Raw genomic sequence first — 26985 nt, 5'->3', positions numbered from 1 at the left:
AAGACTTATGCCAGGGCACCCGTCCCGGCGCTTTCCCCAACTGCTGTAGGCAGTACAGCACCAAAAGCGAGCGGCGCGTGCTTTGGCGTGCGCAGGGTTGCACATAAATGTGGCGACAGGATGTAACCGGCGGTCAGCGCACCCGCTTCAGGCCGGCTTCCAGTTGCTGCAAACGCCGGCGTTTGCGCGCCGCCACTTGCAGCACCTTGAGCCCGCGCTGGTAGCGCCGGGTGCTCATCAGGTACAGGCCGGTCAGGGGGATGCACAGGACAAAGGCCGGAAAGAAGCGCTGGCGGGAATCCAGCAGGACAAGCAGCGCACACGCCAGGCAGAACACCAATGCGCCGAACAAGGCCCAGGCGCCACGCGGGTAGCCACGGATCACCAGCAGGAAACACAGGCTCATCAGCAGGCCAACGCCCAGCATGGCCATCGCGGCGTAGTTGGCGACCTGGAAGTCCCGGGGAAAATACAGATGGGGCACCTGCGCGGCGGTCAGCGAGACGCTGAAGATCGTCGTCATCATCACCGCGATATGAATCGCCCCAAAGCGCCGCACATAGGGCTGCCAGGCGAGCCATTCGGCGGTCTTGAGACGCAGCAGCTTGTCTTCGATCTGCTGTTGTTGCGGGGTTTTCCTGCGACGTAACACGCTGCTCTTCCTTGAGTCGATGCCAATACTGGGGCGCACCTTAACAAACCCGAACGGCGAAATGCACAACGCCAACCCTGGGGTTGGCGTTGTGTCTGTACAGCAGCTGCCTTAGCGGGGCACGACCGGTTTGCGGGCCGGCTTCTTGCCTTTGCCCTTGGCCGCATCCGTGCGCTCCTTGGCGGCCTGCTTGTTGCGGGCCATCGCGGCGGCCTTGGCCTGTTCGCGCTTGTCCCACGGGTTGCCGCCGTCGCTGCCGCGCGGCGGCAGGCCGGTGTGCTGGGTGAGGATCCGGGTGGTTTCCTTGGCCACTTTGTGGCTGCCAGCCGGCGTCGAGTTCTTGCGACGGGCGCTCTGGTAGCTGTCGGTAGCCGGCTGGTGCAACGGAATCAGCTGGTGCTTGCCCGGCCCGATCAGGTCGGCGCGGCCCATGCGGGTCAGTGCTTCACGCAGCATCGGCCAGCCTTTCGGGTCGTGGTAACGCAGGAACGCCTTGTGCAGGCGCCGCTGCTCCTCGCTCTTGACGATGGTCACCCCGTCACTCTTGTAGGTGACCTTGCGCAGCGGGTTCTTGCCCGAGTGGTACATGGCGGTGGCGGTGGCCATCGGCGACGGGTAGAACGCCTGCACCTGGTCGGCGCGGAAACCGTTGCCCTTGAGCCACAGGGCCAGGTTCATCATGTCTTCGTCGGTGGTGCCCGGGTGCGCGGCGATGAAGTAAGGAATCAGGTACTGCTCCTTGCCCGCTTCCTTGGAGTACTTCTCGAACATCCGCTTGAACCGGTCGTAGGTGCCGATGCCCGGTTTCATCATCTGGTTGAGCGGACCTTCCTCGGTGTGTTCCGGGGCGATCTTCAGGTAGCCACCGACGTGGTGGGTCACCAGTTCCTTGACGTACTCCGGCGACTCGACCGCGAGGTCGTAGCGCAGGCCGGAAGCGATCAGGATCTTCTTCACCCCCGGTAGGGCGCGGGCGCTGCGATACAGCTGGATCAGCGACGAGTGATCGGTGTTCAGGTTCGGGCAGATGCCAGGGAACACGCAGGACGGCTTGCGGCACGCGGATTCGATTTCCGGGCTCTTGCAGGCGATGCGGTACATGTTCGCGGTCGGGCCGCCGAGGTCGGAAATGACGCCGGTAAAACCTGGAACCTTGTCGCGAATCTCTTCGATCTCGCGAATGATCGACTCTTCGGAACGGTTCTGGATGATCCGCCCTTCGTGCTCGGTGATCGAGCAGAAGGTGCAGCCGCCAAAGCAGCCCCGCATGATGTTCACCGAGAAACGGATCATCTCGTAGGCCGGGATTTTCTCCTTGCCGTACGCCGGGTGCGGGATGCGCTGATACGGCATGCCGAACACGTAGTCCATCTCTTCGGTGGTCATCGGGATGGGTGGCGGGTTGAACCAGACATCGATCTCGCCATGCTTCTGCACCAACGCACGGGCGTTGCCCGGGTTGGTTTCCAGGTGCAGCACGCGGTTGGCGTGGGCGTAGAGCACCGGGTCGTTACGCACCTTTTCCATCGACGGCAGGCGGATCACGGTCTTGTCCCGGGTCATCTTCGGGCTGGCCAGGATCTGCACGACCTTGGCTTCCTGGGGATCTTCCACCGGCCCCTTTTCTTGCTCGATGGCGCAGGCGGCGGTGTCCTGGGTGTTGACGTAGGGGTTGATGATCTTGTCGATCTTGCCCGGACGGTCGATACGCGTGGAGTCCACTTCGTACCAGCCCTGCGGCGTGTCACGGCGAATGAACGCGGTGCCGCGCACGTCGGTGATGTCTTCGATCTTGTGTCCGTAGGACAGGCGCTGGGCGACTTCGACAATCGCCCGCTCGGCGTTGCCGTAGAGCAGGATGTCGGCGCAGGCGTCGATCAGGATCGAGTTGCGCACCCGGTCCTGCCAGTAGTCGTAGTGGGCGATGCGGCGCAGGGAGGCTTCGATGCCGCCCAGGACGATCGGCACGTGCTTGTAGGCTTCCTTGCAGCGCTGGCTGTAGACCAGGCTGGCGCGGTCCGGACGCTTGCCCGCCAGGCCGCCGGGGGTGTAGGCGTCGTCGGAACGGATTTTCTTGTCCGCGGTGTAGCGGTTGATCATCGAGTCCATGTTGCCGGCCGCGACGCCGAAGAACAGGTTCGGCTCGCCGAGCTTCATGAAGTCGTCTTTGGACTGCCAGTTCGGCTGGGCAATGATCCCGACGCGGAAGCCCTGGGACTCCAGCAGCCGGCCGATGATCGCCATGCCGAACGACGGGTGATCGACGTAGGCATCACCGGTGACGATAATGATGTCGCAGGAATCCCAGCCGAGCTGATCCATCTCCGCCCTGCTCATCGGCAGGAACGGCGCCGGTCCGAAACATTCGGCCCAGTACTTGGGATAGTCAAATAACGGCTTGGCTGCTTGCATGTCGATGACCGGTATAGGTGTAGATAAGGGTGCGTTTATTTACAGAGAAATTCGCGGGCGCGGAATATAGCACAAAAAATGACCAATTCCGACGGCCATGGTCGGAAATCGGTGAGGCGCTTATCGCGGGCAAGCCTCGCTCCACAGGAACACGATGACCTTGGAGGCTTGCCTGCGATCGGGAGGTCGGGCCTTACTCGTCGTCGTCGAAGTTGTAGCTGCCCGGCGCGAGGTTCTCGAAGCGGGTGTACTTGCCGATGAACGCCAGGCGGATAAAGCCGATCGGGCCGTTCCGCTGCTTGCCGATAATGATCTCGGCAATGCCCTTGTGCTCGGTCTCGGGGTGATACACCTCGTCCCGGTACACGAACATGATGACGTCGGCGTCCTGCTCGATCGCTCCGGATTCCCGCAAGTCGGAGTTCACCGGGCGCTTGTTCGGGCGCTGCTCGAGGGAGCGGTTGAGCTGGGACAGGGCCACCACCGGGCAGTTGAATTCCTTGGCCAGGGCCTTGAGGGAACGGGAGATCTCGGAAATCTCGTTGGTCCGGTTGTCACCGCTGGAACCCGGGATCTGCATCAGCTGCAGGTAGTCGATCATGATCAGGGCGATGTCGCCGTGCTCACGCACCAGGCGGCGGGTCCGCGCACGCATTTCCGAGGGGCTGATACCGGCGGTGTCGTCGATGAACAGCTTGCGGTCGTTGAGCAGGTTGACCGCCGAGGTCAGGCGCGGCCAGTCGTCGTCTTCCAGCTGGCCGGAACGCACCTTGGTCTGGTCGATACGGCCGAGGGACGACAGCATACGCATGATCAGCGATTCGCCTGGCATCTCGAGGGAGTACACCAGCACCGCCTTGTCGCTGCGCAGCACGGCGTTTTCCACCAGGTTCATGGCAAAGGTGGTCTTACCCATGGATGGACGGCCGGCGACGATGATCAGGTCGGCTGGCTGCAGGCCGCTGGTCTTCTCGTCGAGGTCGGTGTAGCCGGTGGACAGGCCGGTGATGGAGTTGTCGGTGTTGAACAGGGTGTCGATACGATCGATGGCCTTGGTCAGCAACTCGTTGACGCCCACCGGGCCGCCGGTCTTCGGACGCGCCTCGGCGATCTGGAAGATTTGCCGTTCGGCTTCGTCGAGGATCTCTTCGGCGGTGCGGCCTTCGGGGTTGAAGGCGCTGTCGGCGATCTCGGTGCTGATGCCGATCAGTTGGCGCAGGGTGGCGCGCTGGCGAACGATCTGCGCATAGGCCTTGATGTTGGCCACCGACGGCGTGTTCTTCGCCAGTTCGCCCAGGTAACCCAGGCCACCGACCTGGGACGTCTGGCCTTCCTTGTCCAGTTGCTCGGACAGGGTCACGACGTCGATCGGCATGTTCTGATCGGCCAGTTTGGCGATCGCACGGAAGATCAACCGGTGGTCATGTCGATAGAAGTCGCCGTCGGAGACTTGATCGAGCACCCGCTCCCAGGCGTTGTTGTCCAGCATCAGACCACCGAGCACAGCCTGTTCGGCCTCGATGGAATGTGGCGGCACCTTCAGGGCAGCGGTTTGCAGATCGTATTGCTCGGGAGCGGAGATATCGTTCATGGCCACTTGGTTTTTTAGGAAAAGCAGGGGTTGAAAAACTGAGGGTACAGAAAGACAAAGGGCACGACCTGTAAACAGGATCGTGCCCGATGTTACCGGCTAGCTCCCGAGGGTGCCAGCCGACAAGTACTGCTTAAGCTGCTACCACGACAACGCGTACGGTGGCTTCAACTTCGGCGTGCAGGTGCACGGCTACGTCGAATTCACCTACGTTGCGGATGGTGCCGTTCGGCAGACGAACTTCGCTTTTTGCCACTTCAACGCCGGAGGCGGTCAGTGCATCAGCGATGTCGTGGGTGCCGATCGAACCGAACAGCTTGCCTTCGTCACCAGCGGTGGCAGTGATAGTCACTTCCAGCTCAGCCAGTTGGGCAGCGCGAGTTTCGGCAGAAGCCTTTTTCTCTGCAGCCAGTTTTTCCAGCTCGGCACGACGCGCTTCGAACGCAGCCAGGTTGGCAGCGGTAGCAGCGGTGGCTTTGCCGAAAGGCAGCAGGTAGTTACGGCCGTAACCAGCCTTAACGTTTACCTTATCGCCCAGGTTGCCCAGGTTGGCGATTTTTTCCAGCAGGATCAGTTCCATTTGGTAATAACCTCTTAACTTTTAACCTTCACCGTTCGCAGAGCCGTTATCAGCGTCTTTCGGCGCCGAACGACCGCGAAAATCAATCAGGCTGTCGACTATGGCCAACACCACGAGCAACGGATAGATCAGCTGCATAAACAGCAACAGCGTTACGTACAACCCCACCAGCCAGAACCTGGCCAGTCGCCCTTGCGCCACCAGCCCGTGAATCAGGGCCAGCCCGGCGAATACCAGCGGTACGCTGCACAACGGCGTCAACATCGCCATCTGTGGACCTAGATTCGGTCCCAGCAGCATGCAGGCCAGCAGCAACATCGCCAGTCCCAGCGGGAGCTTGATCGCGCGAAACTCGCGCCCAAAACCACCCGGGTTGTACAACAACGCCTGCCAGTAGCGCCCGACAATCAGGCTAAGCACACTGACGACCTGCAACAAAGCCGCTATCAGGCCGGTCAGGACCGGTGCAATCAGTGAGGCAAGACGAGCCCGCTCTTCAACCGACAACTGCTGGTAGAGATCACCGAGGGCCAACGGCAGGATTTTTACCAACTCCTGCGAGAGCATCTCGATCTGGGGGCGGTAAGCCACACCCAGCACTCCAGCAAACACCAGGCCCAGCGCTATGCTGACCAGCAGCACACGGTTCCAGGATTCGCTTGCGCGCAAAACCAACGCAAGGCCCGAAGACCCAAGCAGCACCATGAGTGCGCGTGGATCACCGGAATACAGCCACCAGAACAATGCCGGCAGCAATCCCAGGGCGAGGACACCAAGGGCGTCGCTCAAACCGCGCCGCAGGAGCACCAGGCTTCCCGCAGCAGCACCCAACCAATACAACAACGGCAATGCCGCACATCCGGCCACTACCAGAGTGGCCTGCACACGGCCGCGCATGATGAACTCAGCTAAGGCGCGCATGCATTCAATCCCTTACTACTTGTCGACTGCCCGGTCTCAGCGGCCGTGGCTGTCGGTGTAGGCCAGCAGGGCCAGGAAGCGGGCGCGCTTGATAGCGGTGGCCAGCTGACGCTGATAACGAGCTTTGGTACCGGTGATACGGCTTGGAACGATTTTGCCGGTCTCGGATACGTAGGCTTTCAGGGTGTTGAGATCTTTGTAATCGATCTCTTTCACGTCTTCAGCGGTGAAGCGGCAGAATTTACGACGACGGAAGAAACGTGCCATGTAATTGGCTCCTCAAAAGGTCCGTGGATTACTCGTCAGCGTTATCGCTGGCGTCGCTGTTATCGCTGTCATCGCCATCGGCGCTGTCAGAATGCTCAGGACGGTCGCGACGCTCACGGCGCTCACTGCGGTTCTCTTCAGCCTTGAGCATCTCGGATTGGCCAGTGATGGCTTCTTCGCGACGGATGACCAGGTTACGGATCACAGCATCGTTGTAACGGAAGTTGTCTTCCAGCTCAGCCAGGGCTTTACCGGTGCACTCAACGTTCAGCATCACGTAGTGAGCCTTGTGAACATTGTTGATTGCGTAGGCCAGTTGACGACGGCCCCAGTCTTCCAGACGGTGGATTTTGCCGCCGTCTTCTTCGATCAGCTTGGTGTAACGCTCAACCATGCCGCCGACTTGCTCGCTCTGGTCAGGGTGGACCAGAAAGATGATTTCGTAATGACGCATGAATGCTCCTTACGGGTTGTAGCCTGCCGCTCAAAAGCGGTCAGACAAGGAGTGAATGACACTTGTGTGTCTTGCCAGAGATAGGCACATATGCGCCTGCCGCAACGGCAAGGGGCGCAATTGTAGAGAAGGGGCCACAGCGGCGCAAGACAATTGGTGATTATTTGAACAATTGGGCGCCAGGGCACGCCAAACCTGCCGGAGGGGCCTGCTCACGATTGCAGCACCTCAGCCGGGCCGCTATCGCGAGCAAGCTCGCACCTGCATAGGAGGGAAGAAACTCAGGCCTTCCTGGCTGCGCTCTTGGCCTTGGCCGCACGCTGGCGCGTGGCTTCGAACAGGCATACGCCGGTAGCCACCGAGACATTGAGACTGCTGACACTACCGGCCATCGGCAGGCGCACCAGGAAGTCGCAATGCTCACGGGTGAGGCGACGCATACCCTTGCCTTCGGCGCCCATGATCAGGATGGTCGGCCCGGTCAGGTCCTGGTCATACAGCTCCTGTTCGGCTTCGCCAGCGGTGCCGACAACCCACAGGCCGCGCTGTTGGAGCTTTTCCAGGGTGCGCGCGAGGTTGGTCACGGCCACCAGCGGAATCACTTCCGCGGCGCCGCACGCCACTTTACGCACGGTCGGGGTCAGGGTCGCCGATTTGTCTTTCGGCACCAGCACCGCCAGCGCACCAGCCGCATCGGCGGTACGCAGGCAGGCGCCGAGGTTATGCGGGTCGGTCACGCCGTCCAGCACGAGCAGCAGCGGCGCGCCCTCGGTACGGTCGAGCAACTCATCGAGCATCGCCTCGCCCCAGACCTGGCTTGGGCTCACTTCAGCCACGACGCCTTGGTGAACGCCCTCGACCCAGGCATCCATTTCACGACGCTCGGCCTGGCCGACCGCCACGCGATTCTGCCCGGCCAGGTCCACCAGCACCTGCACGCGCGGATCGCTGCGGCCTTCGGCCAGCCAGATCTGCTTGACGCGCTTGGGGTGGTGCCGCAGCAATGCTTCCACAGCATGCACGCCGTAGATCTTTTCCAACTGACTCATGACTTGGCCTTGGGTTTACGTGCTCCGCCGCTTTTCGCCGCAGGACCTGCGCCCGCTTTCGGCGGACCTTTACGATGTTTGCTCGGCTTGCTGGACGCAGGCTTTCCGGACTTTCCCCCAGACGCCGCTTTACCACCGCTTTTGGCTTCGGCCAGCAACGCCTGCTTCATTTCCCGGCTCTTGCGTACTTCGGCGTTTTTCGCCGCGGCATCGCTGGAGCGATAGGCCTCGATTGGCTTCTCCTTGGCCGGACCACGACGCCCGGCCTTGGCTGGAGCTGGCTCGGCAGCAGTCTTGGCCGGAGGCACATCGACGGCGCCGCGCTTCTTGCGACCGATCGGCGCGCTGATGGTTTTTTCCGCCATCTCGAAGTCGATCTTGCGCTCGTCCAGATCGACGCGCATGACCCGCACTTCCACGCTGTCACCCAGGCGGAAGCTGCGACCGGTGCGCTCGCCCGCCAGGCGGTGATGCACAGGATCGAAGTGGTAGTAATCGCCCGGCAGCGCCGTGACATGCACCAGACCTTCGACATAGATATCGGTCAGCTCGACGAACAGACCAAAACCGGTCACCGCGGTGATCACACCCGGGAACGACTCACCCACGCGGTCTTTCATGTACTCGCACTTGAGCCAGTTCACCACGTCGCGGGTCGCTTCGTCGGCACGCCGCTCGCTCATCGAGCACTGCTCGCCAAGCTGCTCGAGAACCGCCTCGTCGTACGGATAGATGCGCGCCTTCGGAATGGTCATCGCACCGGCACGACGTACGTGAGGGGTGTTCTGCTTGGAGTGGATGACACTGCGAATCGCCCGGTGCGTCAGCAGGTCCGGGTAACGGCGAATCGGCGAGGTGAAGTGGGTATAGGCTTCGTAGTTCAGGCCGAAGTGGCCTTGATTGTCAGCGCTGTACACCGCCTGGCTCAACGAACGCAGCATCACGGTCTGGATCAGGTGGAAGTCCGGACGATCCTTGATGCTTTCCAGCAATGCCTGGTAGTCCTTCGGCGTCGGGCCGTCCTTGCCTTTATGCAGGGACAGGCCGAGTTCGCCGAGGAAGGCACGCAGTTTTTCCAGGCGCTCTGGCGGCGGGCCGTCGTGGACGCGATAGAGCGCAGGAATTTCGTGCTTCTTGAGGAATTCGGCGGTGGCCACGTTGGCCGCCAGCATGCATTCCTCGATCAGCTTGTGCGCATCGTTACGGGTAGTTGGGCGAATTTCGGCGATCTTGCGCTCGGAACCGAAGATAATCCGGGTTTCCTGAGTCTCGAAATCGATGGCGCCACGGGCATGACGGGCACCGAGCAGCACCTTGTACAGCGCATAAAGCTGCTTGAGGTGCGGCACGACATCGGCGTATTCGCCGCGCAGTTGCTTGGCCTCGCTGGTTTTCGGCTGCTCGAGGATAGTGCTGACCTTGTTGTAGGTCAGGCGCGCCTTGGAGTGGATCACCGCTTCGTAGAACTGGTAGTCGGTCATCTCGCCGGACTTGGAGATGGTCATCTCGCACACCATGGCCAGACGATCGACTTTCGGGTTCAGCGAGCACAGGCCGTTGGACAGCTGCTCCGGCAGCATCGGCACCACGCGCTCGGGGAAGTACACCGAGTTGCCGCGCACCTGAGCCTCGGCATCCAGCGCCGACCCGATCTTCACGTAGCTGGAAACGTCGGCAATCGCCACGTACAGCTTCCAGCCACCGCCGAACAGGCGCAGCTTGCCAGGCTTGACTTCGCAATAGACCGCATCGTCGAAGTCGCGAGCATCTTCGCCGTCGATGGTGACGAACGGCAGATCGCGCAGGTCGATGCGCTTCTCTTTGTCCCTCTCTTCGACTTCCGGCTTGAGCTTGCCGGCTTCCTTCAGCACTGCCTCAGGCCAGACGTGAGGAATATCGTAGGTGCGCAAGGCAACATCGATTTCCATGCCCGGGGCCATGTAGTTGCCCACGACCTCGACCACGTCGCCTTGCGGCTGGAAGCGCGGAGTCGGCCAGTGAGTGATCTTCACCTCGACGAACTGGCCGATCTTGGCGCCGGCATTGCGGCCCGGGGTCACCAGCACTTCCTGCTGGATCTTCGGGTTGTCCGCCACCACAAAACCAATGCCGCCTTCTTCGAAGTAACGGCCGACGATGCTCTCGTGAGCACGGGACACCACTTCGACGATCATGCCTTCACGGCGACCACGGCGATCCAGGCCGGAAACCCGGGCCAGCGCACGGTCGCCATCGAACACCAGGCGCATCTGCGCCGGGCTCATGAACAGGTCGTCGCTGCCGTCATCGGGGACCAGGAAGCCGAAGCCGTCACGGTGACCGCTGATGCGGCCGAGGATCAGGTCGAGCTTATCCACCGGCGCATAAGTGCCGCGACGGGTGTAGATCAGTTGAGCATCGCGCTCCATGGCGCGCAGGCGGCGACGCAAGGCTTCGATCTGGTCTTCTGTGGTCAGACCAAACTCTTCGACCAACTGTTCGCGATTAGCAGGCGAACCCCGATCAGCAAGGTGCTGAAGGATCAATTCGCGGCTAGGGATAGGGTTTTCATATTTTTCCGCTTCACGAGCGGCCTCGGGATCGAGGGACTGCCAATCGGCCATTAGATAAATTTCACCTTGTCTATATGCGGGTTAGTTTGGCATACGCGTATTGAAACGGGAAATTTCAGGCTAAGACAGGCTCCGAAAAGTCCTTCAGAGGCTTCAGAACCATCCTGTAAAAGCCGTCGACGAATTTTTTTCAATATTTTCAAGATCAGGGGTTTACAGCTCAAAAGGTGGTCCGTATAGTGCGCGCCATCGACGACGGAGACGTTGTCGATACTGCCCAGATGGTGAAATTGGTAGACACGCCAGCTTCAGGTGCTGGTGGCCGCAAGGCCGTGGAAGTTCGAGTCTTCTTCTGGGCACCAATTCAGAGCTGCAGATCATTTGAATCTTCAGACTCCTCCAAAAACCCGCGAAAGCGGGTTTTTGCATTCTAAGTGTTTGATTTATTGAATCTAAGTCAAAACAGGGCTTTACAGATTCAAAGGCGCTCCGTATAGTTCGCCCCATCAACAGCGGCAACGCTGCTGATACTGCCCAGATGGTGAAATTGGTAGACACGCCAGCTTCAGGTGCTGGTGGCCGCAAGGCCGTGGAAGTTCGAGTCTTCTTCTGGGCACCATATTCAAGTTTCACAGCATAGCTGTGAAGTCTCACAAAAACCCGCGAAAGCGGGTTTTTGCGTTTCTGGCCCACAACAATTATTTCCCCCACCAAAGCGCCCTCTCCTTCGGACTATCCAGCCCATCAAGCCGCACATGAGAAACAATATCGTTTATGATTGTTACAAGTTTTTGCGGCGCCACAGCGAGGAACCCTGCGAATGATGTTTAAAAACACCTTCCTTCCAACATCCCTTCTGCGTGGCTTGACCATCACTTTGCTGGGCCTGACCCTGGCATCTCCACTCACTCAAGCAGCCGACCCGGTTTCCCTGACCCTCTACAACGGCCAACACAAGGAAGTCGGCGACGCCATCGCCAAGGCTTTCGAGGCCAAGACCGGCATTCACGTCAATGTGCGCAAAGGCAGCAGCAACCAGCTTGCCAGCCAGATCGCGGAAGAAGGCGAACGCTCTCCCGCCGACGTGATCTACACCGAAGAATCACCGCCCCTGAACAAACTCGGCGAGCAGGGCCTGCTGGCCAAGACCGATGCCGCGACCCTTGAAGTCCTGCCCAAGGATTACGTCGCCGGCAACGGCACCTGGATCGGCATCACCGCCCGCGTCCGCGTGGTGGCGTTCAACCCGAAGCTGATCGACGAAAAGGACCTGCCGGCATCGGTGATGGAGTTCTCCCAGCCACAATGGCAAGGCAAGGTAGGTTTCGTTCCTACCAGCGGCGCATTCCAGGAACAGGCCGTGGCAATCATCAAGCTGCACGGAATGGACGCCGCCGAGGAATGGCTGACCGGCCTGCGCGCCTTCGGCAAGACCTACAGCAATAACATGGTGGCCTTGAAGGCCGTGGAAAACAGCGAAGTCGCCACCGTGCTGGTGAACAACTATTACTGGTTCGCCCTGCAACGCGAAAAAGGCCAGCTGGACTCGAAGCTGCACTATTTCACCGGCGGCGATGCCGGCGGGCTGATCACCGTATCCAGCGCCGCGGTACTCAAGTCCAGCAAACACCCCAAGGAAGCCCAGCAATTCCTCGCCTATATGGCCAGCGAAGAAGGCCAGCGCGTGATCACCCAGACCACCGCCGAATACCCGCTGCGCAAAGGCCTGGAATCGGATCGCGGCCTCAAGCCGTTCAGTGAGCTGCAAGCGCCGAAAGTCACCCCGGCCGACCTTGGCAACGCCGAAGAAGCCCTGGAACTGGAACGCGAAGTCGGCCTGAACTGATGAGCGCATCGCTGCCCGCCCCCGCCTCGCGCACAACCTACATACCGAGGCGCAAGGGACCATCGATCTGGCTGCTGCTGCCGGTCCTGCTGCTGGTCGGACTCAGCCTGCTGCCATTGCTCTATGTCGGGCTCAAGGCCTGGCAGGCCGGCTGGGCCGAAGCCCTGCATCTGTTGTGGCGCCCCTATGTATTCGGCCTGCTGCGCAATACTTTGCTGCTGCTCATAGGTGTGACCGTCACCTGCGCCATCGTCGGCCTGTCGCTGGCCTGGCTGCTGGAACGCAGCGACTTGCCGGGGCGGCGCCTCTGGGGCGTAGTCCTGTGCCTGCCCTTTGCCGTACCAGCCTTCGTCAGCAGCTTCACCTGGGTCTCCCTCAGCGCCAGCTTCGAAGGCCTGGGCGGGGCGATCCTGGTCATGAGCCTGTCCAAGTACCCGCTAGTATTCCTGCCTGTCGCGGCTACCCTGCGCAATCTCGACCCCTCCCTGGAGGAGTCGGCCCGCACCCTCGGACAGCATCGCTGGGGCGTGTTCTTCCGGATCACCCTGCCCCTGCTCTGGCCGTCGCTGCTGTCCGGCTCGCTGCTGATCGCCCTGCACATGCTGGTGGAGTTCGGCGCACTGTCGATCATCGGCCTGCAAACCTTCACTACCGCGATCTATCAGCAGTTCGAGCTGGAGTTCAGCAACGCCAACGCGGCGATGCTTTCCGCCGTGTTGCTGGCGCTGTGCCTGGCCCTGCTGTGGCTGGAGTTGCGGATTCGTGGCAAAGGTCGTCATGTACGGACCGGCCAGGGCGCGGCGCGACATGCCGAGCAGGTACGCCTGGGCAAGTGGGCGATTGGCGGGCAACTGTACTGCGCGCTGCTGAGCCTGATCGGCAGCGGCATTCCGCTGGGCATGCTGGCGTACTGGCTGGCCGTCGGCTCATCGGCTGCGTTCCCGGTAGCCGCCATCGGCGAAGCCTTGCTCTCCTCCCTGGCGCTGTCACTGGGTGGCGCGGCACTGTGCCTGGCGCTGGCGCTACCGGTCGGGCTGTTGGTGGTGCGCCACAAGGGTCGCCTGGCCCTCTGGGCCGAACGCCTGCCTTACCTGCTGCACGCCCTGCCAGGCCTGGTGATCGCCCTGACACTGGTGTTTTTTGCCCTGCACTACGTGCCGGCGCTGTATCAGACCTCGGCCCTGCTGCTGATCGCCTACGCCCTGCTGTTCCTGCCCCTGGCGCAGGCGCCGATCCGCACCGCCCTGAACAAGGCGGCGCCGCAACTCGAGGAAGCAGCCCGCACTCTCGGCGCCTCCTCATTCACGGCATTCTGCCGCGTGACCCTGCCGATCATTTCCCCCGCGCTGGGAGCCGCCTTCGCCCTGGTATTCCTGGATGCCATGAAGGAGCTGACGGCCACCCTGCTGCTCAGCCCGACCGGGCTGAATACGCTGGCAACGGAAGTCTGGGCGCACACGGCGAATGTGGAGTTTGCAGCCGCAGCGCCTTATGCGGCGCTGTTGATTCTGGTGTCGGGCTTACCGGTCTATCTGCTGACGACGAGGATGTATCTGAGCCGCTGAGCCCGCTCCTACAGAAAGTCTTCTGTAGGAGCCCCCCCCTAAAATACTCAAGCCTTATGGAAACTCAAGCCCGGAACTGCCCCAGGCTGGCCTTCAATTGTGCCGCCAGGCCATCCAGCACCTTGCCGCTGGCCGTGGTTTCCACCACCGCCTGAGCCGCACGCTCGGCCTGGGCATGGATGGTTTCGACCCGACCGCGCACCGCTTGCGCCCCCTGAGCCTGATGGGCCGCCGCCTGGGTCGCCAGGCCAATCGCCGCGTGCACCTGTTCCACCGACGATTGCACCGACTGTTGCAACCGCGCACTGTCGCGCAGCACCAGCAGACCTTCGCTGGCCTGCCTTCCGGCCTGGCCGATCGCCGCCACCGCTTCGCGCGCGCCCTGCTGCAGAGCACCGATATGCGCCTGGATATCCCCGGTAGAGCTTTGCGTCTTGCTCGCCAGCGCCCTGACCTCGTCGGCCACCACCGCAAAGCCGCGCCCGGTTTCCCCGGCCCGTGCCGCCTCGATGGCCGCATTCAAGGCCAGCAGGTTGGTCTGCTCGGCGATGCCGTGAATCACCGTCAACACCACCTCGATCTGTTCGCTCTGCTGCGCCAGGCGCTCGATGACCTTGGCGCCCGTGTCGACCTGCCCCGCCAGCGCCTCGATCAGGCTGCCCACCCGGGCCGAGGTCCGGGTGTTTTCGTCGGTCGCCTGGCGGATCTCCACCACCTGCTGCAAGGCCGCCTGCATCGCCTGGCTTTCCGCCTGGGCTTCATCAGCCATCTGCGACAGCGCCCGCAAGCTCTCCGCCACCTCGTCGCGCTGGGCCTCAGCCGCAGCGTCGGCCCCGGCATTACGCAGGCTCATTGCACCGATTTCGACGCCAGTGCGCTGCGCCACATCGCCCGCCTCGCGCACGATCGGCTGCAACTTGTCGACAAAGCGGTTGACCGCCGACGCCATGTCGCCGATCTCGTCATTGCTCTTGAGCTGGACCCGTTTGGTCAGATCGCCCTCACCGGCCGCCAGATCATTCAGCGCGGCGATCAGCAGATGCAGCTTGCTGACCACCCGACGCCCCAGCACCACCGCCAGCAACAGCAGGACCCCGCAGCCGACCAGCGCCAGGCCCACGCCAATGCGCCAGCGCAGAGTGGCCGCCGCATCCTGCACAGTACCGGCGGTGTTGGCCTGCATGTCCGAAGCGGTGGTTTGCGCCGACTGCAGGCGCGCGCGCATGGCCGCCGAACTGTCCGCCGAAGCGCCCTTGAGGCTATCGCCCACCAACCGATCGCTGCTGGCGATCAAGGCTGCGAAGCGCTTGTCCAACGCCGCTACGTCCGCCTCGACCGACGCCGTGGAAACCCCCATCAGCACCTTGCCGATTTCCACGCCGTTAGGGCTGATGGAAGCCTCCAGGTAATAGACCGATGGATCGTTCTTGGCCGCGTCCAGCACCTTATCCAGGGCGCGATCGCCCTTGCCCTTTTCCAGCAGCGCCTTGTTGATCGGGTTTTCCCGGTTCAGGTAACGGGTCAGGTGCTCGCCATTGGCGTCGTCGTATACCACGAACAGCACGTTGGGATTGCGCTGGGCGCGCCGGGCGAACTCGGAGAGGGTTGGGACGTCGCTGTCCCACATGGCGCGCGGCGCCACCGAAGCGAGCAACTGGGCCATATCGTTGGCCGAATCCTTGAGATCCTTCTCCAGCGTCGCCCGCAATTGCGCCTGCTCTTCCTCCAGACGCGAGGACAGCCCGGCGGTCAAGCGCTGTCGGGTACTGCTGGAAAGGCTTTCCAGGCTCAAGGTGACTTCGCGAGCCGCCTGCTCCAGCTCGCCGGAGAGCTTCTGGCTATCGACGCCCAGACGCGCGGCCAGGTCGGCCTCCAGCGCCGTCACCGTGCTCCGGGTCAGGGCAACGGCAACCAGCACCTGCACCAAAAGGGCGATACCAAGAGTAACGAACACAGGCCGCAACAAACGGCTTTGTAACAGTGAGAGAACGGCCGACACAGGAAATCCCTCTACTTCAACGCCATCAAACTGATGGCACTCTGGAAGGGGAAATCACAGCAAGGGTCGTGCCGTGTGACAGGCAGAAACGACAAAGGCCCCTGAAGAGGGGCCTTTGTTTTTTACATCAACGACTTATCAAGCAAACGGGTGACGCAGAACGATGGTCTCGTTGCGGTCCGGGCCTGTCGAAATAATGTCGATCGGCGCGCCGACCAGCTCTTCGATACGCTTGATGTAGGCACGGGCAGCGGCCGGCAGCTCTTCCAGGGTCTTGGCACCCAGGGTCGACTCGCTCCAGCCTGGCATCTGCTCGTACACCGGCTCCAGGCCGATGTAGCTGTCGGCGTCGGTTGGTGCGTCGATGACTGCACCGTCCTGGTTCTTGTAGCCCACGCAGATGTTGATGGTTTCCAGGCCGTCCAGCACGTCCAGCTTGGTCAGGCACAGGCCCGAGATGCTGTTGACGTCGATGGCGCGACGCAGGATGACGGCGTCGAACCAGCCGCAACGGCGGGCACGGCCGGTGGTTGCACCGAACTCATGGCCACGCTTGGCCAGGAAAGCGCCGACGTCGTCGAACAGTTCGGTCGGGAACGGACCCGAACCTACGCGAGTGGTGTAAGCCTTGGTGATACCGAGAATGTAGTCCAGGTACATCGGACCAACGCCCGAACCGGTGGCGATACCGCCAGCGGTGGTGTTGGAGCTGGTGACGTACGGATAAGTGCCGTGGTCGATGTCCAGCAGCGAGCCCTGGGCGCCTTCGAACATGATGTCCTTGCCCGCGCGACGCAGCTGGTGCAGCTCGGCGGTCACGTCCAGCATCATCGGCTTGAGCAGTTCGGCGTATTCCATGCACTCGTCGAGCGTCTTCTGGAAGTCGATGGCCGGCTCTTTGTAGTAATTGACCAGTACGAAGTTGTGGTAGTCCAGCAACTCGCCCAGCTTCGCGGCGAAACGCTCGCGGTGGAACAGGTCGCCGATACGCAGGCCGCGACGAGCGACCTTGTCTTCGTAAGCCGGGCCGATGCCGCGACCGGTGGTACCGATCTTCTGCTCGCCGCGGGCTTTTTCACGCGCCTGGTCCAGCGCTACGTGGTAGGACAGGATCAGCGGGCAGGATGGGCTGATACGCAGGCGCTCGCGCACCGGTACGCCTTTTTCTTCCAGCTTGACGATCTCACGCAGCAAGGCGTCCGGTGCAACCACCACGCCGTTGCCGATCAGGCACTGAACGCCTTCGCGCAGCACGCCCGAAGGGATCAGGTGCAAGACGGTTTTTTCGCCATCGATCACCAGGGTGTGGCCAGCGTTGTGGCCACCTTGGTAGCGCACTACGGCGGCAGCATGTTCGGTCAGCAGATCAACGATCTTGCCTTTGCCCTCATCACCCCACTGGGTGCCCAGGACTACGACATTCTTACCCATAACACTTGTCCTCATTCGCGCAAACTTGGTGCCGGCAACGGCCGGCGGGAAAACTCAAGAAGCCAGCGGCAATACTTGCCAAAGCCCGTTCTGCTGAATCAATTGCCGGTCGCAGTCCGCTTCACGGGCGGCGGCCAATGGTTGTCCAGGCAAGGCCTGAACCACGCGCTGACCCTCACTGCGCAACTGGCAAACCTGCTGCCAGAGGGCTGCATCCGTACTGTCCGGCATCCAGATACCGCCAGACGGTAGCTCGATCTCAGCACGCCCCAGGGTCACCAGGGTTTTCAAATCGGTAGAGAAACCGGTTGCCGGACGGGCGCGACCGAAGTCGGCGCCGATGTCGTCGTAACGACCGCCCTGGGCAATGGACTGGCCAACGCCCGGCACGAACACCGCGAACACCACACCGGTGTGGTAGTGGTAGCCACGCAGTTCGCCCAGATCGAAGTACAGCGGCAATTCAGGGAAACGCACGGAAAGACGCTCGGCAATCGCCAGCAGGTCGTCCAGCGCCGCCAGCACTGGCGCCGGTGCATTGGCCAGACGCTCGCGGGCCGCAGACAGCACTTCACGGCCGCCGCACAGGTCGACCAGCGCCCGCAGCATGCCGGACAGATCGGCCGGCAGGCCTTCGGTCAAGGTAATGACCTCGTCGATGGCCTTGCGTTGCAGGGCATCGAACAGTTGCTGTTCCACTTCGCCGGAGAGGCCGGCCGCGCGGGCCAGGCCACGGTAGATACCGACATGCCCCAGGTCCATGTGCACATCCGGCACATCGGCCAGCTGCAGCATCGCCAGCATCAGGCTGATGACTTCAACATCGCTGCTCGGGCTCGCATCGCCATACAACTCGGCGCCCAATTGAATCGGGCTGCGCGAGGACGACAAGGCACGCGGCTGCGCATGCAGCACGCTACCGGCATAGCACAGGCGGCTCGGGCCTTCGCGACGCAGGGTATGCGCATCGATACGGGCCACCTGCGGCGTAATGTCGGCGCGGAAACCCATCTGCCGACCCGATTGCGGGTCGATGACCTTGAAGGTACGCAGGTCGAGGTCCTGGCCCGCGCCGGTCAGCAAGGATTCCAGATACTCGATATGAGGGGTCACGACGAACTCGTAACCCCAACTCTGGAACAGATCCAACACCTGACGACGCGCAACTTCAATGCGCGCCGCCTCAGGTGGCAGTACTTCTTCGATGCCATCTGGCAGCAGCCAGCGGTCTACCGTTGCCATTACGCCATTCCCCTGTGATCCAGGCGGCCAGCCTATGGGCGGGCCTTGAGTGAAGCAGAAAATGATCGGCTCATGCGCAAACCACGCGCATGGGCGACGGGGCGAAAAGCCTGAAACCGGCTTCGCCACTCACTTTCCTCGAAAAAAGCTGTCGAGTCGTTCAACTCGCCGTCTTGCACCAACAACCACAATCAAACGTGCAGACGCAAAAAAGCCGGGAATTTCCCGGCTGCCGCATCATACACTCGTTTTCCCAAAGGATCACCCCGCCAGACACTTTAGCCGCCGGGCGGGGCGATTCAGGTCAACGTCGCATCAAGGCTTGGCCTTTTCCAGATAACGGAAAAAGTCGCTGCTTGGATCCAGGACCATGACGTCGGATTTGTTCGCGAAGCTTTCGCGATAGGCACGCAGGCTACGGTAGAAACCGTAGAACTCCTGGTCCTGACCGTAGGCCTTGGAGTAAATGGCTGCGGCCTTGGCATCGCCGTCACCGCGAATCTCTTCCGACTCACGATAGGCCTCGGCCAGCAGTACGCGGCGCTGACGATCGGCGTCGGCACGAATACCTTCCGCCAGCTCGTTACCCTTGGCGCGGTGTTCACGAGCTTCACGCTCACGCTCGGTGCTCATGCGCTCGAAGACGCTGCGGTTCACCTCCTTCGGCAAGTCGATGGTCTTGACCCGGACATCGACCACTTCGATGCCCAGCTCTTTCTCGGCCATCTTGTTGAGCGAAGCCGTGATATCCGCCATCAGCGCATCACGCTCACCGGACACCACTTCGTGCAGGGTGCGCTTACCGAACTGGTCACGCAGGCCCGACTCCAGACGACGGGAAAGACGCTCGTCGGCGATCTGCTTGAGGCCGGAAGTCGCGGTGTAGAAACGCTCCGCATCCTTCACGCGCCATTTGGCATAGGCATCGACCATCACGGCTTTCTTTTCCAGCGTCAGGAAACGCTGGGTCGGTGCATCCAGGGTCATCAGGCGAGCGTCGAACTTACGCACCTGGTTCACATAGGGCACTTTCACATGCAGGCCCGGCTGAACGTCAGCCTGGACCACACGACCGAACTGCAGCAACACCGCGCGCTCGGTCTGAGCGACGATGTAGAAGCAGTTCCAGGCAGCGATCGCCACGACGACGCCGACGATAAGGGCGATCAGCGATTTATTGCTCATCAGCGACTCTCCCTGGTACGCGCTTGCTGTTGCTGCAGATCAGCTGCCGCACGCGCATTCGCTTCGTTGCTGCTGGCTGCTGCGCCAGTCACCGGAGCACTGGTGCTGCGGCCACTCTCGACCATTTTATCCAGCGGCAGGTACAGCAGATTGCTCTGGCCGTTCTTGTTGCCGGTCACGAGAACCTTGCTGGTATTGCTGAAGACTTCCTGCATGGTATCCAGGTACAGGCGCTGACGGGTGACTTCAGGCGCCTTGCGGTACTCGGCCACCAGCTTGGTGAAGCGATCGGCCTCACCCTTGGCGCGGGAAACCACTTCATCGCGATAACCATTGGCATCCTCGATGATGCGCTGGGCCTGACCACGGGCTTCCGGCACGACACCGTTGGCATAGGTTTCAGCCTGGTTGCGCGAACGCTGCTCGTCTTCACGAGCGCGGATCACGTCATCGAAGGCTTCCTGCACTTCACGCGGTGCCGCTGCGCTCTGTACGTTCACCTGGGTAACGGTGATACCGGTGCGATAGGTGTCGAGGAAACGTTGCAGACGCTCCTTGATCTCGCTGGCCATCAATTCACGGCCTTCGGTCAGCACCTGGTCCATCGCGGTGGAACCCACTACGTGGCGCAGGGCACTGTCGGTGGCGTGCTGCAGGCTGATTTCCGGCTGATCGACGTTCAGCACGAAGTCCTGCAGGTTGCTGATCTTGTACTGCACGGTCAGCGGCACTTCGACGATGTTTTCGTCTTCAGTCAGCATTTGACCCTGCTTGGTATAGGCACGCTCGCGCGTGACGTTTTCCATGTACTTGCGATCGATCGGCGGGAAGTAGATGTTCAGGCCCGGGCCGACGGTCTCGTAGTACTTGCCGAAGCGCAGCACCACGGCCTGCTCCTGCTCGTCCACGACATACACCGCGCTATACAGCCACACAGCCGCCAGCACGACCAGACCGATACCGAGCAGGCCGAGACCGCCGCCCTTACCGGAACTGCCACCATCGTCACCACGTTTCTTACCACCACCGAACAACCCATTCAGGCTTTCCTGCAGCTTGCGGAAGGCCTCGTCGAGATCCGGTGGCCCCTTGCGGTCGCCATTGTTGCGGCGCTTACCACCCCAAGGATCCTGATTATTCGAGTTGCCACCCGGCTCATTCCAAGCCATAGCGCTCTCCATCTGATAAAGCAAAGACGCACCCACGGCGCGCCGACCAATGCTACAGAATGCCTGCTACAGCGGCACAACCGCTTTCTCAGGCTTTTATTGCAAAGTGTGTTGCTCGATGAACTCCAGCGGTTGCATGCCTTCGCGGCTTACCAGTCGATTCAGCTCGACTCGCGGCAAGCGGACAGCCAGCAGGCTGACACCTTCCTCGTCGTGATCTTCTTTCTGCACTGCGCCCAACTCGAAGAACTGCGCTCGCAGTCGAGCAAAACGCTGCGGCAAGCGCAAGGTGCCTACGAACAAATCCTCGCCGAGCAGCTCGGCAATGGCCTGTTTGAGCAGGTCCAGCCCTTGCCCCTCACGGGCCGACAGCCAGACCCGCTGCGGCTTGCCATCGGCATCGCGCTGGATCTGCGGATCTACCCCCTCGAGCAAATCGAGTTTGTTATAGACCTCCAGTATCGGCAAGTCCTGGGCCCCAATCTCGCCGAGCACCACCATGACCTGTTCGATCTGGGCCATGCGCTCGGGCTCATGGGCATCGATCACATGCAACAGCAGGTCGGAGTTGCTCGACTCTTCGAGCGTAGCCCGAAACGCCTCGACCAGTTTGTGCGGCAGATGACGAATGAACCCCACGGTGTCGGCCAAGACGACCGGACCAAGATCGTCCAGCTCGAGCCGGCGCAAGGTCGGATCGAGGGTGGCGAACAGTTGGTTGGCCGCGAATACATCGGACTCGGTCACGGAGTTGAACAAGGTGGATTTGCCGGCGTTGGTGTAGCCCACCAACGATACCGAAGGAATATCGGCACGCTTGCGCCCACGACGGGCCTGCTCGCGCTGACTGCGGACCTTCTCCAGCCGGGCCTTGATCTGCCGCAGGCGAACCCGCAGAAGACGCCGGTCGGTCTCGAGCTGGGTTTCACCCGGGCCACGCAGGCCGATACCGCCTTTCTGCCGCTCAAGGTGAGTCCAGCCACGAACCAGACGCGTACTCATATACTCAAGCTGGGCCAGTTCTACCTGGAGCTTGCCTTCGTGAGTGCGGGCGCGCTGGGCGAAAATATCGAGAATCAGACCCGTGCGGTCAATCACGCGACACTCGAAAGCACGTTCGAGGTTACGTTCCTGACTGGGTGTGAGGATGTGATTGAAAATCACCAGATCGACCTGTTCGGCTTTGACCAGGTCGCGTAATTCTTCGACCTTGCCGCTGCCAACCAGGTACTTGGCGGTTGGCCGATGACGCGGCACGTTAACAAACGCGACGGTCTCGGCGCCGGCCGATATTGCCAACTCCTGAAACTCCTGCGGATCTTCGCGCGCCTCAGGGTCCTGACCATCCAAGTGAACGAGAATTGCACGCTCACCACCACCGTGGCGCTCAAAGAACAAAGGAGACTCCTATCAGGCGTTACCTGGCTCAGCGTCACCCTGTTCGGATTCGGATGCGCTAGGCAGGCGAATTGGACGAACCGGTACCACTGTCGAGATAGCGTGCTTGTAAACCATTTGGCTGACGGTGTTCTTCAGCAGGATAACGAACTGGTCGAAAGACTCGATCGTACCTTGCAGCTTGATCCCGTTGACCAGATAGATGGAAACCCCAACTTTCTCTTTACGTAAAGTATTCAAGTAAGGGTCTTGTAGCGAATGCCCTTTTGACATGTGCCGCACTCCTTTAAGGATCAATAATAAGAAATCAGAAAACAGATGGCTAAAACCGCCCCACCCCCAAGGATAGACGGCAATTGCAAGGACTCAGCTCAATATGGAGACCGTTCCCAGGTATTTCAAGGCGCGTGGCAGATTGTCGCAATCAAGGCTGTCCAGCCAGTGTAAATCAGCCCAGCTGCGCAACCAGGTGAACTGGCGCTTCGCCAATTGGCGCGTGGCAATGATGCCGCGCTCCTGCATCTCGGCGAATGACAGCTTGCCATCCAGATGATCCCAGACCTGTCGGTAGCCTACAGCACGTATAGACGGCAACCCTGCATGCAGGTCACTTCTAGAACGCAGAGCTACGACCTCGTCGACGAATCCCTGTTCCAACATAATTGTGAATCTTTGTGCAATGCGCTCATGCAGTACCTGACGGTTTGCCGGGGCAATGGCCAAGTTCGCGACAGTATAGGGCAATTGTCCCCGTCCCGAAGCGGCTGCTTCAGTACTTTGCGCAGATTGTCGCAGCCTGTGGGCGGTCATGCTCAGGCCGCTGACCCGATAGACTTCCAGCGCCCGGGTCAGGCGCTGGGGATCATTAGGGTGAATCCGCGCCGCCGACTCGGGGTCGATGGCCGCCAGTTGGTCGTGCAGGGCCTGCCAGCCAAGGCGTGCGGCCTCTTCTTCAAGCTCGGCGCGGACCTGCGGGTCGGCCGGCGGCATGTCCGCCAGGCCTTCGAGCAAAGCCTTGTAATAGAGCATCGTGCCGCCCACCAGCAGTGGAATCTTGCCGCGCGCGGTGATATCGGCCATGGCCGCCAGCGCATCGGTACGGAAATCCGCTGCCGAATAGCTCTCGGCCGGGTCGAGGATATCGATCAGGCGGTGCGGAAACTCGGCCAGGATTTCCTTGGACGGCTTGGCTGTGCCTATGTCCATGCCGCGGTAGACCAGTGCCGAATCGACACTGATCAGCTCGCAAGGCAGAACCTTGGTGAGTTCGATGGCCAGGTCGGTCTTGCCAGCGGCAGTCGGGCCCATCAGGAAGATCGCTGGAGGAAGCTGGCTCATCAACGACCGCGCAAGAAGAGTTTGTCCAGATCGTCCAGGCCCAACTGGGTCCAGGTCGGTCGGCCATGGTTGCATTGACCGCTGCGCTCGGTGTTCTCCATGTCGCGCAACAAGCCGTTCATTTCCGGCAGGGCCAGGCGTCGATTGGCCCGGATCGCCCCGTGGCAGGCCATGGTGCCCAGCAACTCGTTGAGATGCGCCTGGATACGGTCGCTGGTGCCGTACTCCATCAGGTCGGCCAGGACATCATGCACCAGTCGGTTGGCCTCCGCCTGCTTGAGCAGGGCCGGAATCTGCCGGATCGCCAGCGACTCAGGGCCCAGGCGCTGCAACTCGAACCCCAGGCGCTGGAACCAGCTGACGTGCTCCTCGGCGCAGTCGGCTTCGCGCTGGCTGACTGCAATCGACTCCGGCACCAGCAGCGGTTGGCCACTCAGGCCTTCGCTGGCCATCGCCACCTTCAGGCGCTCGTACATGATCCGCTCGTGGGCCGCGTGCATGTCCACCAGCACCAGGCCCTGGGCGTTTTCCGCGAGGATATAGATGCCCTTGAGCTGCGCCAGCGCATAGCCCAGCGGCGGGATATCGCCCTGAGCGTCCGGCAAGGTCGCTGCCCCGGACTCAGGCAAGGGCGCGAAGAATTCACGATAGGCGCTCTGCGCCTCGGCCGCTGGCAACACTGGCTGCGGACGCGGCGTGTACTGGTACTGATAACCCGCCCCCGAACCCGTCCCCGGCGGATTGAAGGCCGGTTGGGCCTGCGGCTGCTCCAGCGTCATGCTCGCCGCCAGGCGCATTTCGCCCTGGGGGCCGAACTCGCCGGCCTCGATCCCGCTCGGCCGCACGATGCCGGCAACCGCTGCAGGCGCCGCCAGATGGTCTTCCGGCCGGACATCGCCCAGGGCGCGGTGCAAGGTGCCATACAGGAAGTCGTGAACCATGCGCCCGTCACGGAAGCGCACTTCGTGTTTGGTCGGGTGCACGTTGACGTCGACCACCGCGGGGTCGACTTCGAAGAACAGCACAAAGGTCGGATGCCGACCGTTGAACAGCACGTCGCGGTAAGCCTGGCGCACCGCGTGAGCCACCAGCTTGTCGCGCACCGCGCGGCCGTTGACGTAGAAATACTGCAGGTCCGCCTGGCTGCGGGAAAAAGTCGGCAAGCCTACCCAGCCCCACAGATGCAGGCCATTACGCTCGACCTCGATCGGCAGCGCCTGCTCGAGAAAGCCCGAACCGCACACCGCCGCCACCCGCCGCGCACGCGCCACATCATCGCTGGCTTCATGCAGGCTGAGGACGCTTTTACCGTTGTGGCGCAGGTGAAACGCGACATCGAAACGCGCCAGCGCCAGGCGCTTGATCACTTCCTGCAGGTGATCGAATTCGGTTTTCTCGGCCTTGAGAAACTTGCGCCGGGCCGGGGTGTTGAAGAACAGGTCGCGGACCTCCACCGAGGTACCGACCGGGTGCGCCGCCGGCTGCACGCGTGGCGCCATGTCGCGGCCTTCGGTTTCCACCTGCCAGGCCTGATCGGCCTCGCGGGTGCGGGAAGTCAGGGTCAAGCGGGCGACCGAGCTGATGGAGGCCAGCGCCTCACCCCGAAAGCCCAGGCTCATGACCTGTTCCAGATCCTCGAGGTTGCGAATCTTGCTGGTGGCGTGGCGCGCCAGGGCCAGCGGCAGATCGTCCGCGGAGATGCCGCTACCGTCGTCGCGCACCCGCAGCAGTTTGACGCCCGCCTGCTCGACGTCCACATCGATGCGCTTGGCGCCGGAGTCCAGGCTGTTCTCCAGCAACTCCTTGATCACCGATGCCGGACGCTCGACCACCTCACCGGCGGCAATCTGGTTCGCCAGCCGTGGGCTGAGCAGCTCGATGCGGGCGCTGCTGATGACTGCGTCATTCATTCCTTGGCCGCCAGTTCTGTACCCGGGATGGTCAGGGTCTGACCGATTTTCAGCTCATCGCTGCTCAGGTTGTTGGCGCTGCGCAGGGTGGCGGCGGAAACCTGATAACGCACGGCGATCATCGCCAGGGTTTCGCCCGGGCTCACGCGATGGTCGCGCGGCCCCTGGGCGATCTTCCCGGAATCACGCAGCCAGGCGATGTAGGTGCCCGGCGGCGGGTTCTGCTGGAAGAACTGCCGCACGCCGCTGCTGATGGAACGCGCCAGTGCCTGCTGGTGGCTGACGGTGGCCAGCTTGGAGGCTTCGTTGGCATTGGAGATAAAGCCGGTTTCCACCAGGATCGACGGAATGTCCGGAGACTTGAGCACCATGAACCCGGCCTGCTCGACGCGCTGTTTGTGCAGCGGGGTGACCCGGCCGATGTTGCTGAGCACTTTCTGGCCGACGTTCAGACTGGAAGTCAGCGAGGCCGTCATGGACAGATCCAGCAATACGCCGGCGAGCATCCGGTCCTTGTCATCGAGGCTGACGTTGCCGGCCCCGCCGATCAGGTCGGAACGGTTTTCGCTGTCCGCCAGCCAACGGGCCGTCTCGGACGTGGCGCCGCGGTCGGAGAGCGCGAACACCGAAGCCCCGAAGGCCGCGCGGGACGGTGCCGCGTCGGCGTGGATCGAGACAAACAGGTCGGCGCCTTTCTTGCGGGCGATCTCGGTACGACCGCGCAACGGAATGAAGTAGTCGCCGGTACGGGTCAGCTCGGCGCGGAAGCCCTTGAGGCCATTGATCTGGCGCTGCAGCTCGCGGGCGATGGCCAGTACCACGTCTTTTTCGTGCTGGCCGCGAGAGCCGGAGGCACCCGGGTCCTCGCCACCGTGACCGGCATCGATGACCACGACGATATCGCGTTTGCCGGCCGGGGCCGGCGGCAGCTTGATCTCAGGCTTGGTCGGCGTTACCGGGACTGCCGGCACGGTCGCGACATTCGGTGCCGGTGGCGGCGTCGGCGCGGCGTCCGCCGGGTTATCGAACAGGTCGACCACCAGGCGATTGCCGTATTGGGCATTGGGCGTCAGGGTAAAACTCTTGGGGGTGACGGCCTTTTTCAGGTCGACGACCACCCGCAGGTCGGTGGGAGTGCGCTGGGCCGAACGCATGGCGGTAATCGGCGTATTCGCCGTGGAGACATTCAACGGCCCGCCGAGGGTCGCACCGTTGATATCGATCACCAGACGATCAGGGGCCGTCAGGGTGAAGACGCTGTGCTGGACCGGACCGGACAAGTCAAATACCAGTCGAGTGTTATCCGGTGCCCGCCACAGGCGAACGCTGCGGACCTGTGTAGCGGCCAGAGCGTCGACGGCCAATGCCGTAAGCAACAGTCCTACGACAGCAACCAACGCGCGAATGCGCATACCTAACCCCAT

Annotated in this window: 21 protein-coding genes and 2 tRNA genes; 4 read left to right on the top strand and 19 right to left on the bottom strand. The window is 61.8% G+C overall.

Annotated features, from left to right (window positions below):
- Nucleotides 1-133: 133 nt before the first annotated feature.
- The 9 genes from H0I86_RS02895 to rnr all read right to left on the bottom strand — a co-directional run bounded on the left by H0I86_RS02895 (nucleotide 134) and on the right by rnr (nucleotide 10529).
- Nucleotides 134-652 carry a hypothetical protein gene (locus H0I86_RS02895; protein WP_180923961.1) on the bottom strand — a complete coding sequence of 173 codons (519 nt, stop codon included), beginning with the start codon at nucleotides 650-652 and terminating at the stop codon, nucleotides 134-136.
- A gap of 111 nt (nucleotides 653-763) precedes the next feature.
- Nucleotides 764-3064 carry a YgiQ family radical SAM protein gene (locus H0I86_RS02890; RefSeq protein WP_180923960.1) on the bottom strand — a complete coding sequence of 767 codons (2301 nt, stop codon included), beginning with the start codon at nucleotides 3062-3064 and terminating at the stop codon, nucleotides 764-766.
- Between the two features lie 193 nt (nucleotides 3065-3257).
- Nucleotides 3258-4655, bottom strand: coding sequence for a replicative DNA helicase (dnaB, locus tag H0I86_RS02885; protein WP_023970228.1), 1398 nt, complete (start codon nucleotides 4653-4655; stop codon nucleotides 3258-3260).
- 133 nt (nucleotides 4656-4788) lie between these two features.
- Nucleotides 4789-5235, bottom strand: coding sequence for a 50S ribosomal protein L9 (gene rplI / locus H0I86_RS02880; RefSeq protein ID WP_007921484.1), 447 nt, complete (start codon nucleotides 5233-5235; stop codon nucleotides 4789-4791).
- A gap of 21 nt (nucleotides 5236-5256) precedes the next feature.
- Nucleotides 5257-6156, bottom strand: a complete 900-nt coding sequence (locus H0I86_RS02875) for a hypothetical protein (protein ID WP_180923959.1) — start codon at nucleotides 6154-6156, stop codon at nucleotides 5257-5259.
- Between the two features lie 36 nt (nucleotides 6157-6192).
- Complete coding sequence (gene rpsR / locus H0I86_RS02870; RefSeq protein ID WP_002551829.1) at nucleotides 6193-6423, bottom strand: 30S ribosomal protein S18; 231 nt, start codon at nucleotides 6421-6423, stop codon at nucleotides 6193-6195.
- A gap of 28 nt (nucleotides 6424-6451) precedes the next feature.
- Nucleotides 6452-6877, bottom strand: a complete 426-nt coding sequence (gene rpsF, locus H0I86_RS02865) for a 30S ribosomal protein S6 (protein WP_007921481.1) — start codon at nucleotides 6875-6877, stop codon at nucleotides 6452-6454.
- A gap of 281 nt (nucleotides 6878-7158) precedes the next feature.
- A complete protein-coding gene (rlmB, locus tag H0I86_RS02860) occupies nucleotides 7159-7926 on the bottom strand; it encodes a 23S rRNA (guanosine(2251)-2'-O)-methyltransferase RlmB (RefSeq protein ID WP_053259429.1) in 768 nt (255 codons plus the stop codon).
- Nucleotides 7923-10529, bottom strand: a complete 2607-nt coding sequence (gene rnr / locus H0I86_RS02855) for a ribonuclease R (RefSeq protein WP_180923958.1) — start codon at nucleotides 10527-10529, stop codon at nucleotides 7923-7925. Before rnr ends, rlmB begins: the two co-directional genes overlap by 4 nt.
- A 224-nt stretch (nucleotides 10530-10753) precedes the next feature.
- On the opposite strand from rnr, the gene H0I86_RS02850 reads away from it, so the two are divergent.
- The 4 genes from H0I86_RS02850 (at nucleotide 10754) to H0I86_RS02835 (ending at nucleotide 13889) form a co-directional block, all read left to right on the top strand.
- Nucleotides 10754-10840: transfer RNA gene (locus H0I86_RS02850), tRNA-Leu, on the top strand.
- 170 nt (nucleotides 10841-11010) lie between these two features.
- Nucleotides 11011-11097: transfer RNA gene (locus H0I86_RS02845), tRNA-Leu, on the top strand.
- A 201-nt stretch (nucleotides 11098-11298) separates the two neighbouring features.
- On the top strand, nucleotides 11299-12324 hold the full coding sequence (locus H0I86_RS02840; RefSeq protein WP_180923957.1) for an extracellular solute-binding protein: 1026 nt from the start codon (nucleotides 11299-11301) through the stop codon (nucleotides 12322-12324).
- On the top strand, nucleotides 12324-13889 hold the full coding sequence (locus H0I86_RS02835) for an ABC transporter permease (protein WP_180923956.1): 1566 nt from the start codon (nucleotides 12324-12326) through the stop codon (nucleotides 13887-13889). The genes H0I86_RS02840 and H0I86_RS02835 overlap by 1 nt, the downstream gene beginning before the upstream one ends.
- Nucleotides 13890-13953: 64 nt before the next feature.
- Here H0I86_RS02835 and H0I86_RS02830 read toward each other — a convergent pair whose 3' ends face one another.
- From H0I86_RS02830 to H0I86_RS02785, 10 genes are all read right to left on the bottom strand, one after another.
- On the bottom strand, nucleotides 13954-15888 hold the full coding sequence (locus tag H0I86_RS02830) for a methyl-accepting chemotaxis protein (RefSeq protein WP_180923955.1): 1935 nt from the start codon (nucleotides 15886-15888) through the stop codon (nucleotides 13954-13956).
- A gap of 138 nt (nucleotides 15889-16026) precedes the next feature.
- Complete coding sequence (locus H0I86_RS02825; RefSeq protein ID WP_009041907.1) at nucleotides 16027-17319, bottom strand: adenylosuccinate synthase; 1293 nt, start codon at nucleotides 17317-17319, stop codon at nucleotides 16027-16029.
- 54 nt (nucleotides 17320-17373) lie between these two features.
- Complete coding sequence (locus tag H0I86_RS02820) at nucleotides 17374-18561, bottom strand: ATP phosphoribosyltransferase regulatory subunit (RefSeq protein ID WP_180923953.1); 1188 nt, start codon at nucleotides 18559-18561, stop codon at nucleotides 17374-17376.
- A gap of 315 nt (nucleotides 18562-18876) precedes the next feature.
- Nucleotides 18877-19746: a protease modulator HflC gene (hflC, locus tag H0I86_RS02815; protein WP_009046691.1), complete on the bottom strand. Its 870-nt coding sequence runs from the start codon at nucleotides 19744-19746 to the stop codon at nucleotides 18877-18879.
- A complete protein-coding gene (hflK, locus tag H0I86_RS02810) occupies nucleotides 19746-20915 on the bottom strand; it encodes an FtsH protease activity modulator HflK (protein ID WP_180923951.1) in 1170 nt (389 codons plus the stop codon). The genes hflC and hflK overlap by 1 nt, the downstream gene beginning before the upstream one ends.
- Nucleotides 20916-21011: 96 nt before the next feature.
- Nucleotides 21012-22313, bottom strand: a complete 1302-nt coding sequence (hflX, locus tag H0I86_RS02805) for a ribosome rescue GTPase HflX (protein ID WP_007921372.1) — start codon at nucleotides 22311-22313, stop codon at nucleotides 21012-21014.
- 12 nt (nucleotides 22314-22325) lie between these two features.
- Nucleotides 22326-22586, bottom strand: a complete 261-nt coding sequence (gene hfq, locus H0I86_RS02800) for an RNA chaperone Hfq (protein ID WP_007921378.1) — start codon at nucleotides 22584-22586, stop codon at nucleotides 22326-22328.
- Nucleotides 22587-22679: 93 nt separating this feature from the next.
- Entirely contained in the window at nucleotides 22680-23651 is a 972-nt protein-coding gene (miaA, locus tag H0I86_RS02795; protein WP_180923949.1) for a tRNA (adenosine(37)-N6)-dimethylallyltransferase MiaA, read from the bottom strand.
- Nucleotides 23651-25561, bottom strand: coding sequence for a DNA mismatch repair endonuclease MutL (gene mutL / locus H0I86_RS02790; RefSeq protein WP_180923947.1), 1911 nt, complete (start codon nucleotides 25559-25561; stop codon nucleotides 23651-23653). Before mutL ends, miaA begins: the two co-directional genes overlap by 1 nt.
- Nucleotides 25558-26985 carry an N-acetylmuramoyl-L-alanine amidase gene (locus tag H0I86_RS02785; protein WP_196762704.1) on the bottom strand — a complete coding sequence of 476 codons (1428 nt, stop codon included), beginning with the start codon at nucleotides 26983-26985 and terminating at the stop codon, nucleotides 25558-25560. The genes mutL and H0I86_RS02785 overlap by 4 nt, the downstream gene beginning before the upstream one ends.

It is taken from the genome of Pseudomonas chlororaphis subsp. aurantiaca (assembly GCF_013466605.1).
GTDB lineage: Bacteria > Pseudomonadota > Gammaproteobacteria > Pseudomonadales > Pseudomonadaceae > Aquipseudomonas > Aquipseudomonas chlororaphis_I.
The sequence above is the reverse complement of the archived record's forward strand: the minus strand, read 5'-3'. Positions and strand labels throughout refer to the sequence as shown.

Coding starts and splice junctions, on each gene's coding strand:
- H0I86_RS02890 (WP_180923960.1), bottom strand. CDS start 3,064: ATGCAAGCAGCCAAGCCGTTATTTGACTATCCCAAGTACTGGGCCGAA.
- dnaB (WP_023970228.1), bottom strand. CDS start 4,655: ATGAACGATATCTCCGCTCCCGAGCAATACGATCTGCAAACCGCTGCC.
- rplI (WP_007921484.1), bottom strand. CDS start 5,235: ATGGAACTGATCCTGCTGGAAAAAATCGCCAACCTGGGCAACCTGGGC.
- H0I86_RS02875 (WP_180923959.1), bottom strand. CDS start 6,156: ATGCGCGCCTTAGCTGAGTTCATCATGCGCGGCCGTGTGCAGGCCACT.
- rpsR (WP_002551829.1), bottom strand. CDS start 6,423: ATGGCACGTTTCTTCCGTCGTCGTAAATTCTGCCGCTTCACCGCTGAA.
- rpsF (WP_007921481.1), bottom strand. CDS start 6,877: ATGCGTCATTACGAAATCATCTTTCTGGTCCACCCTGACCAGAGCGAG.
- rlmB (WP_053259429.1), bottom strand. CDS start 7,926: ATGAGTCAGTTGGAAAAGATCTACGGCGTGCATGCTGTGGAAGCATTG.
- rnr (WP_180923958.1), bottom strand. CDS start 10,529: ATGGCCGATTGGCAGTCCCTCGATCCCGAGGCCGCTCGTGAAGCGGAA.
- H0I86_RS02840 (WP_180923957.1), top strand. CDS start 11,299: ATGATGTTTAAAAACACCTTCCTTCCAACATCCCTTCTGCGTGGCTTG.
- H0I86_RS02835 (WP_180923956.1), top strand. CDS start 12,324: ATGAGCGCATCGCTGCCCGCCCCCGCCTCGCGCACAACCTACATACCG.
- H0I86_RS02825 (WP_009041907.1), bottom strand. CDS start 17,319: ATGGGTAAGAATGTCGTAGTCCTGGGCACCCAGTGGGGTGATGAGGGC.
- H0I86_RS02820 (WP_180923953.1), bottom strand. CDS start 18,561: ATGGCAACGGTAGACCGCTGGCTGCTGCCAGATGGCATCGAAGAAGTA.
- hflC (WP_009046691.1), bottom strand. CDS start 19,746: ATGAGCAATAAATCGCTGATCGCCCTTATCGTCGGCGTCGTCGTGGCG.
- hflK (WP_180923951.1), bottom strand. CDS start 20,915: ATGGCTTGGAATGAGCCGGGTGGCAACTCGAATAATCAGGATCCTTGG.
- hfq (WP_007921378.1), bottom strand. CDS start 22,586: ATGTCAAAAGGGCATTCGCTACAAGACCCTTACTTGAATACTTTACGT.
- miaA (WP_180923949.1), bottom strand. CDS start 23,651: ATGAGCCAGCTTCCTCCAGCGATCTTCCTGATGGGCCCGACTGCCGCT.
- mutL (WP_180923947.1), bottom strand. CDS start 25,561: ATGAATGACGCAGTCATCAGCAGCGCCCGCATCGAGCTGCTCAGCCCA.
- H0I86_RS02785 (WP_196762704.1), bottom strand. CDS start 26,985: ATGGGGTTAGGTATGCGCATTCGCGCGTTGGTTGCTGTCGTAGGACTG.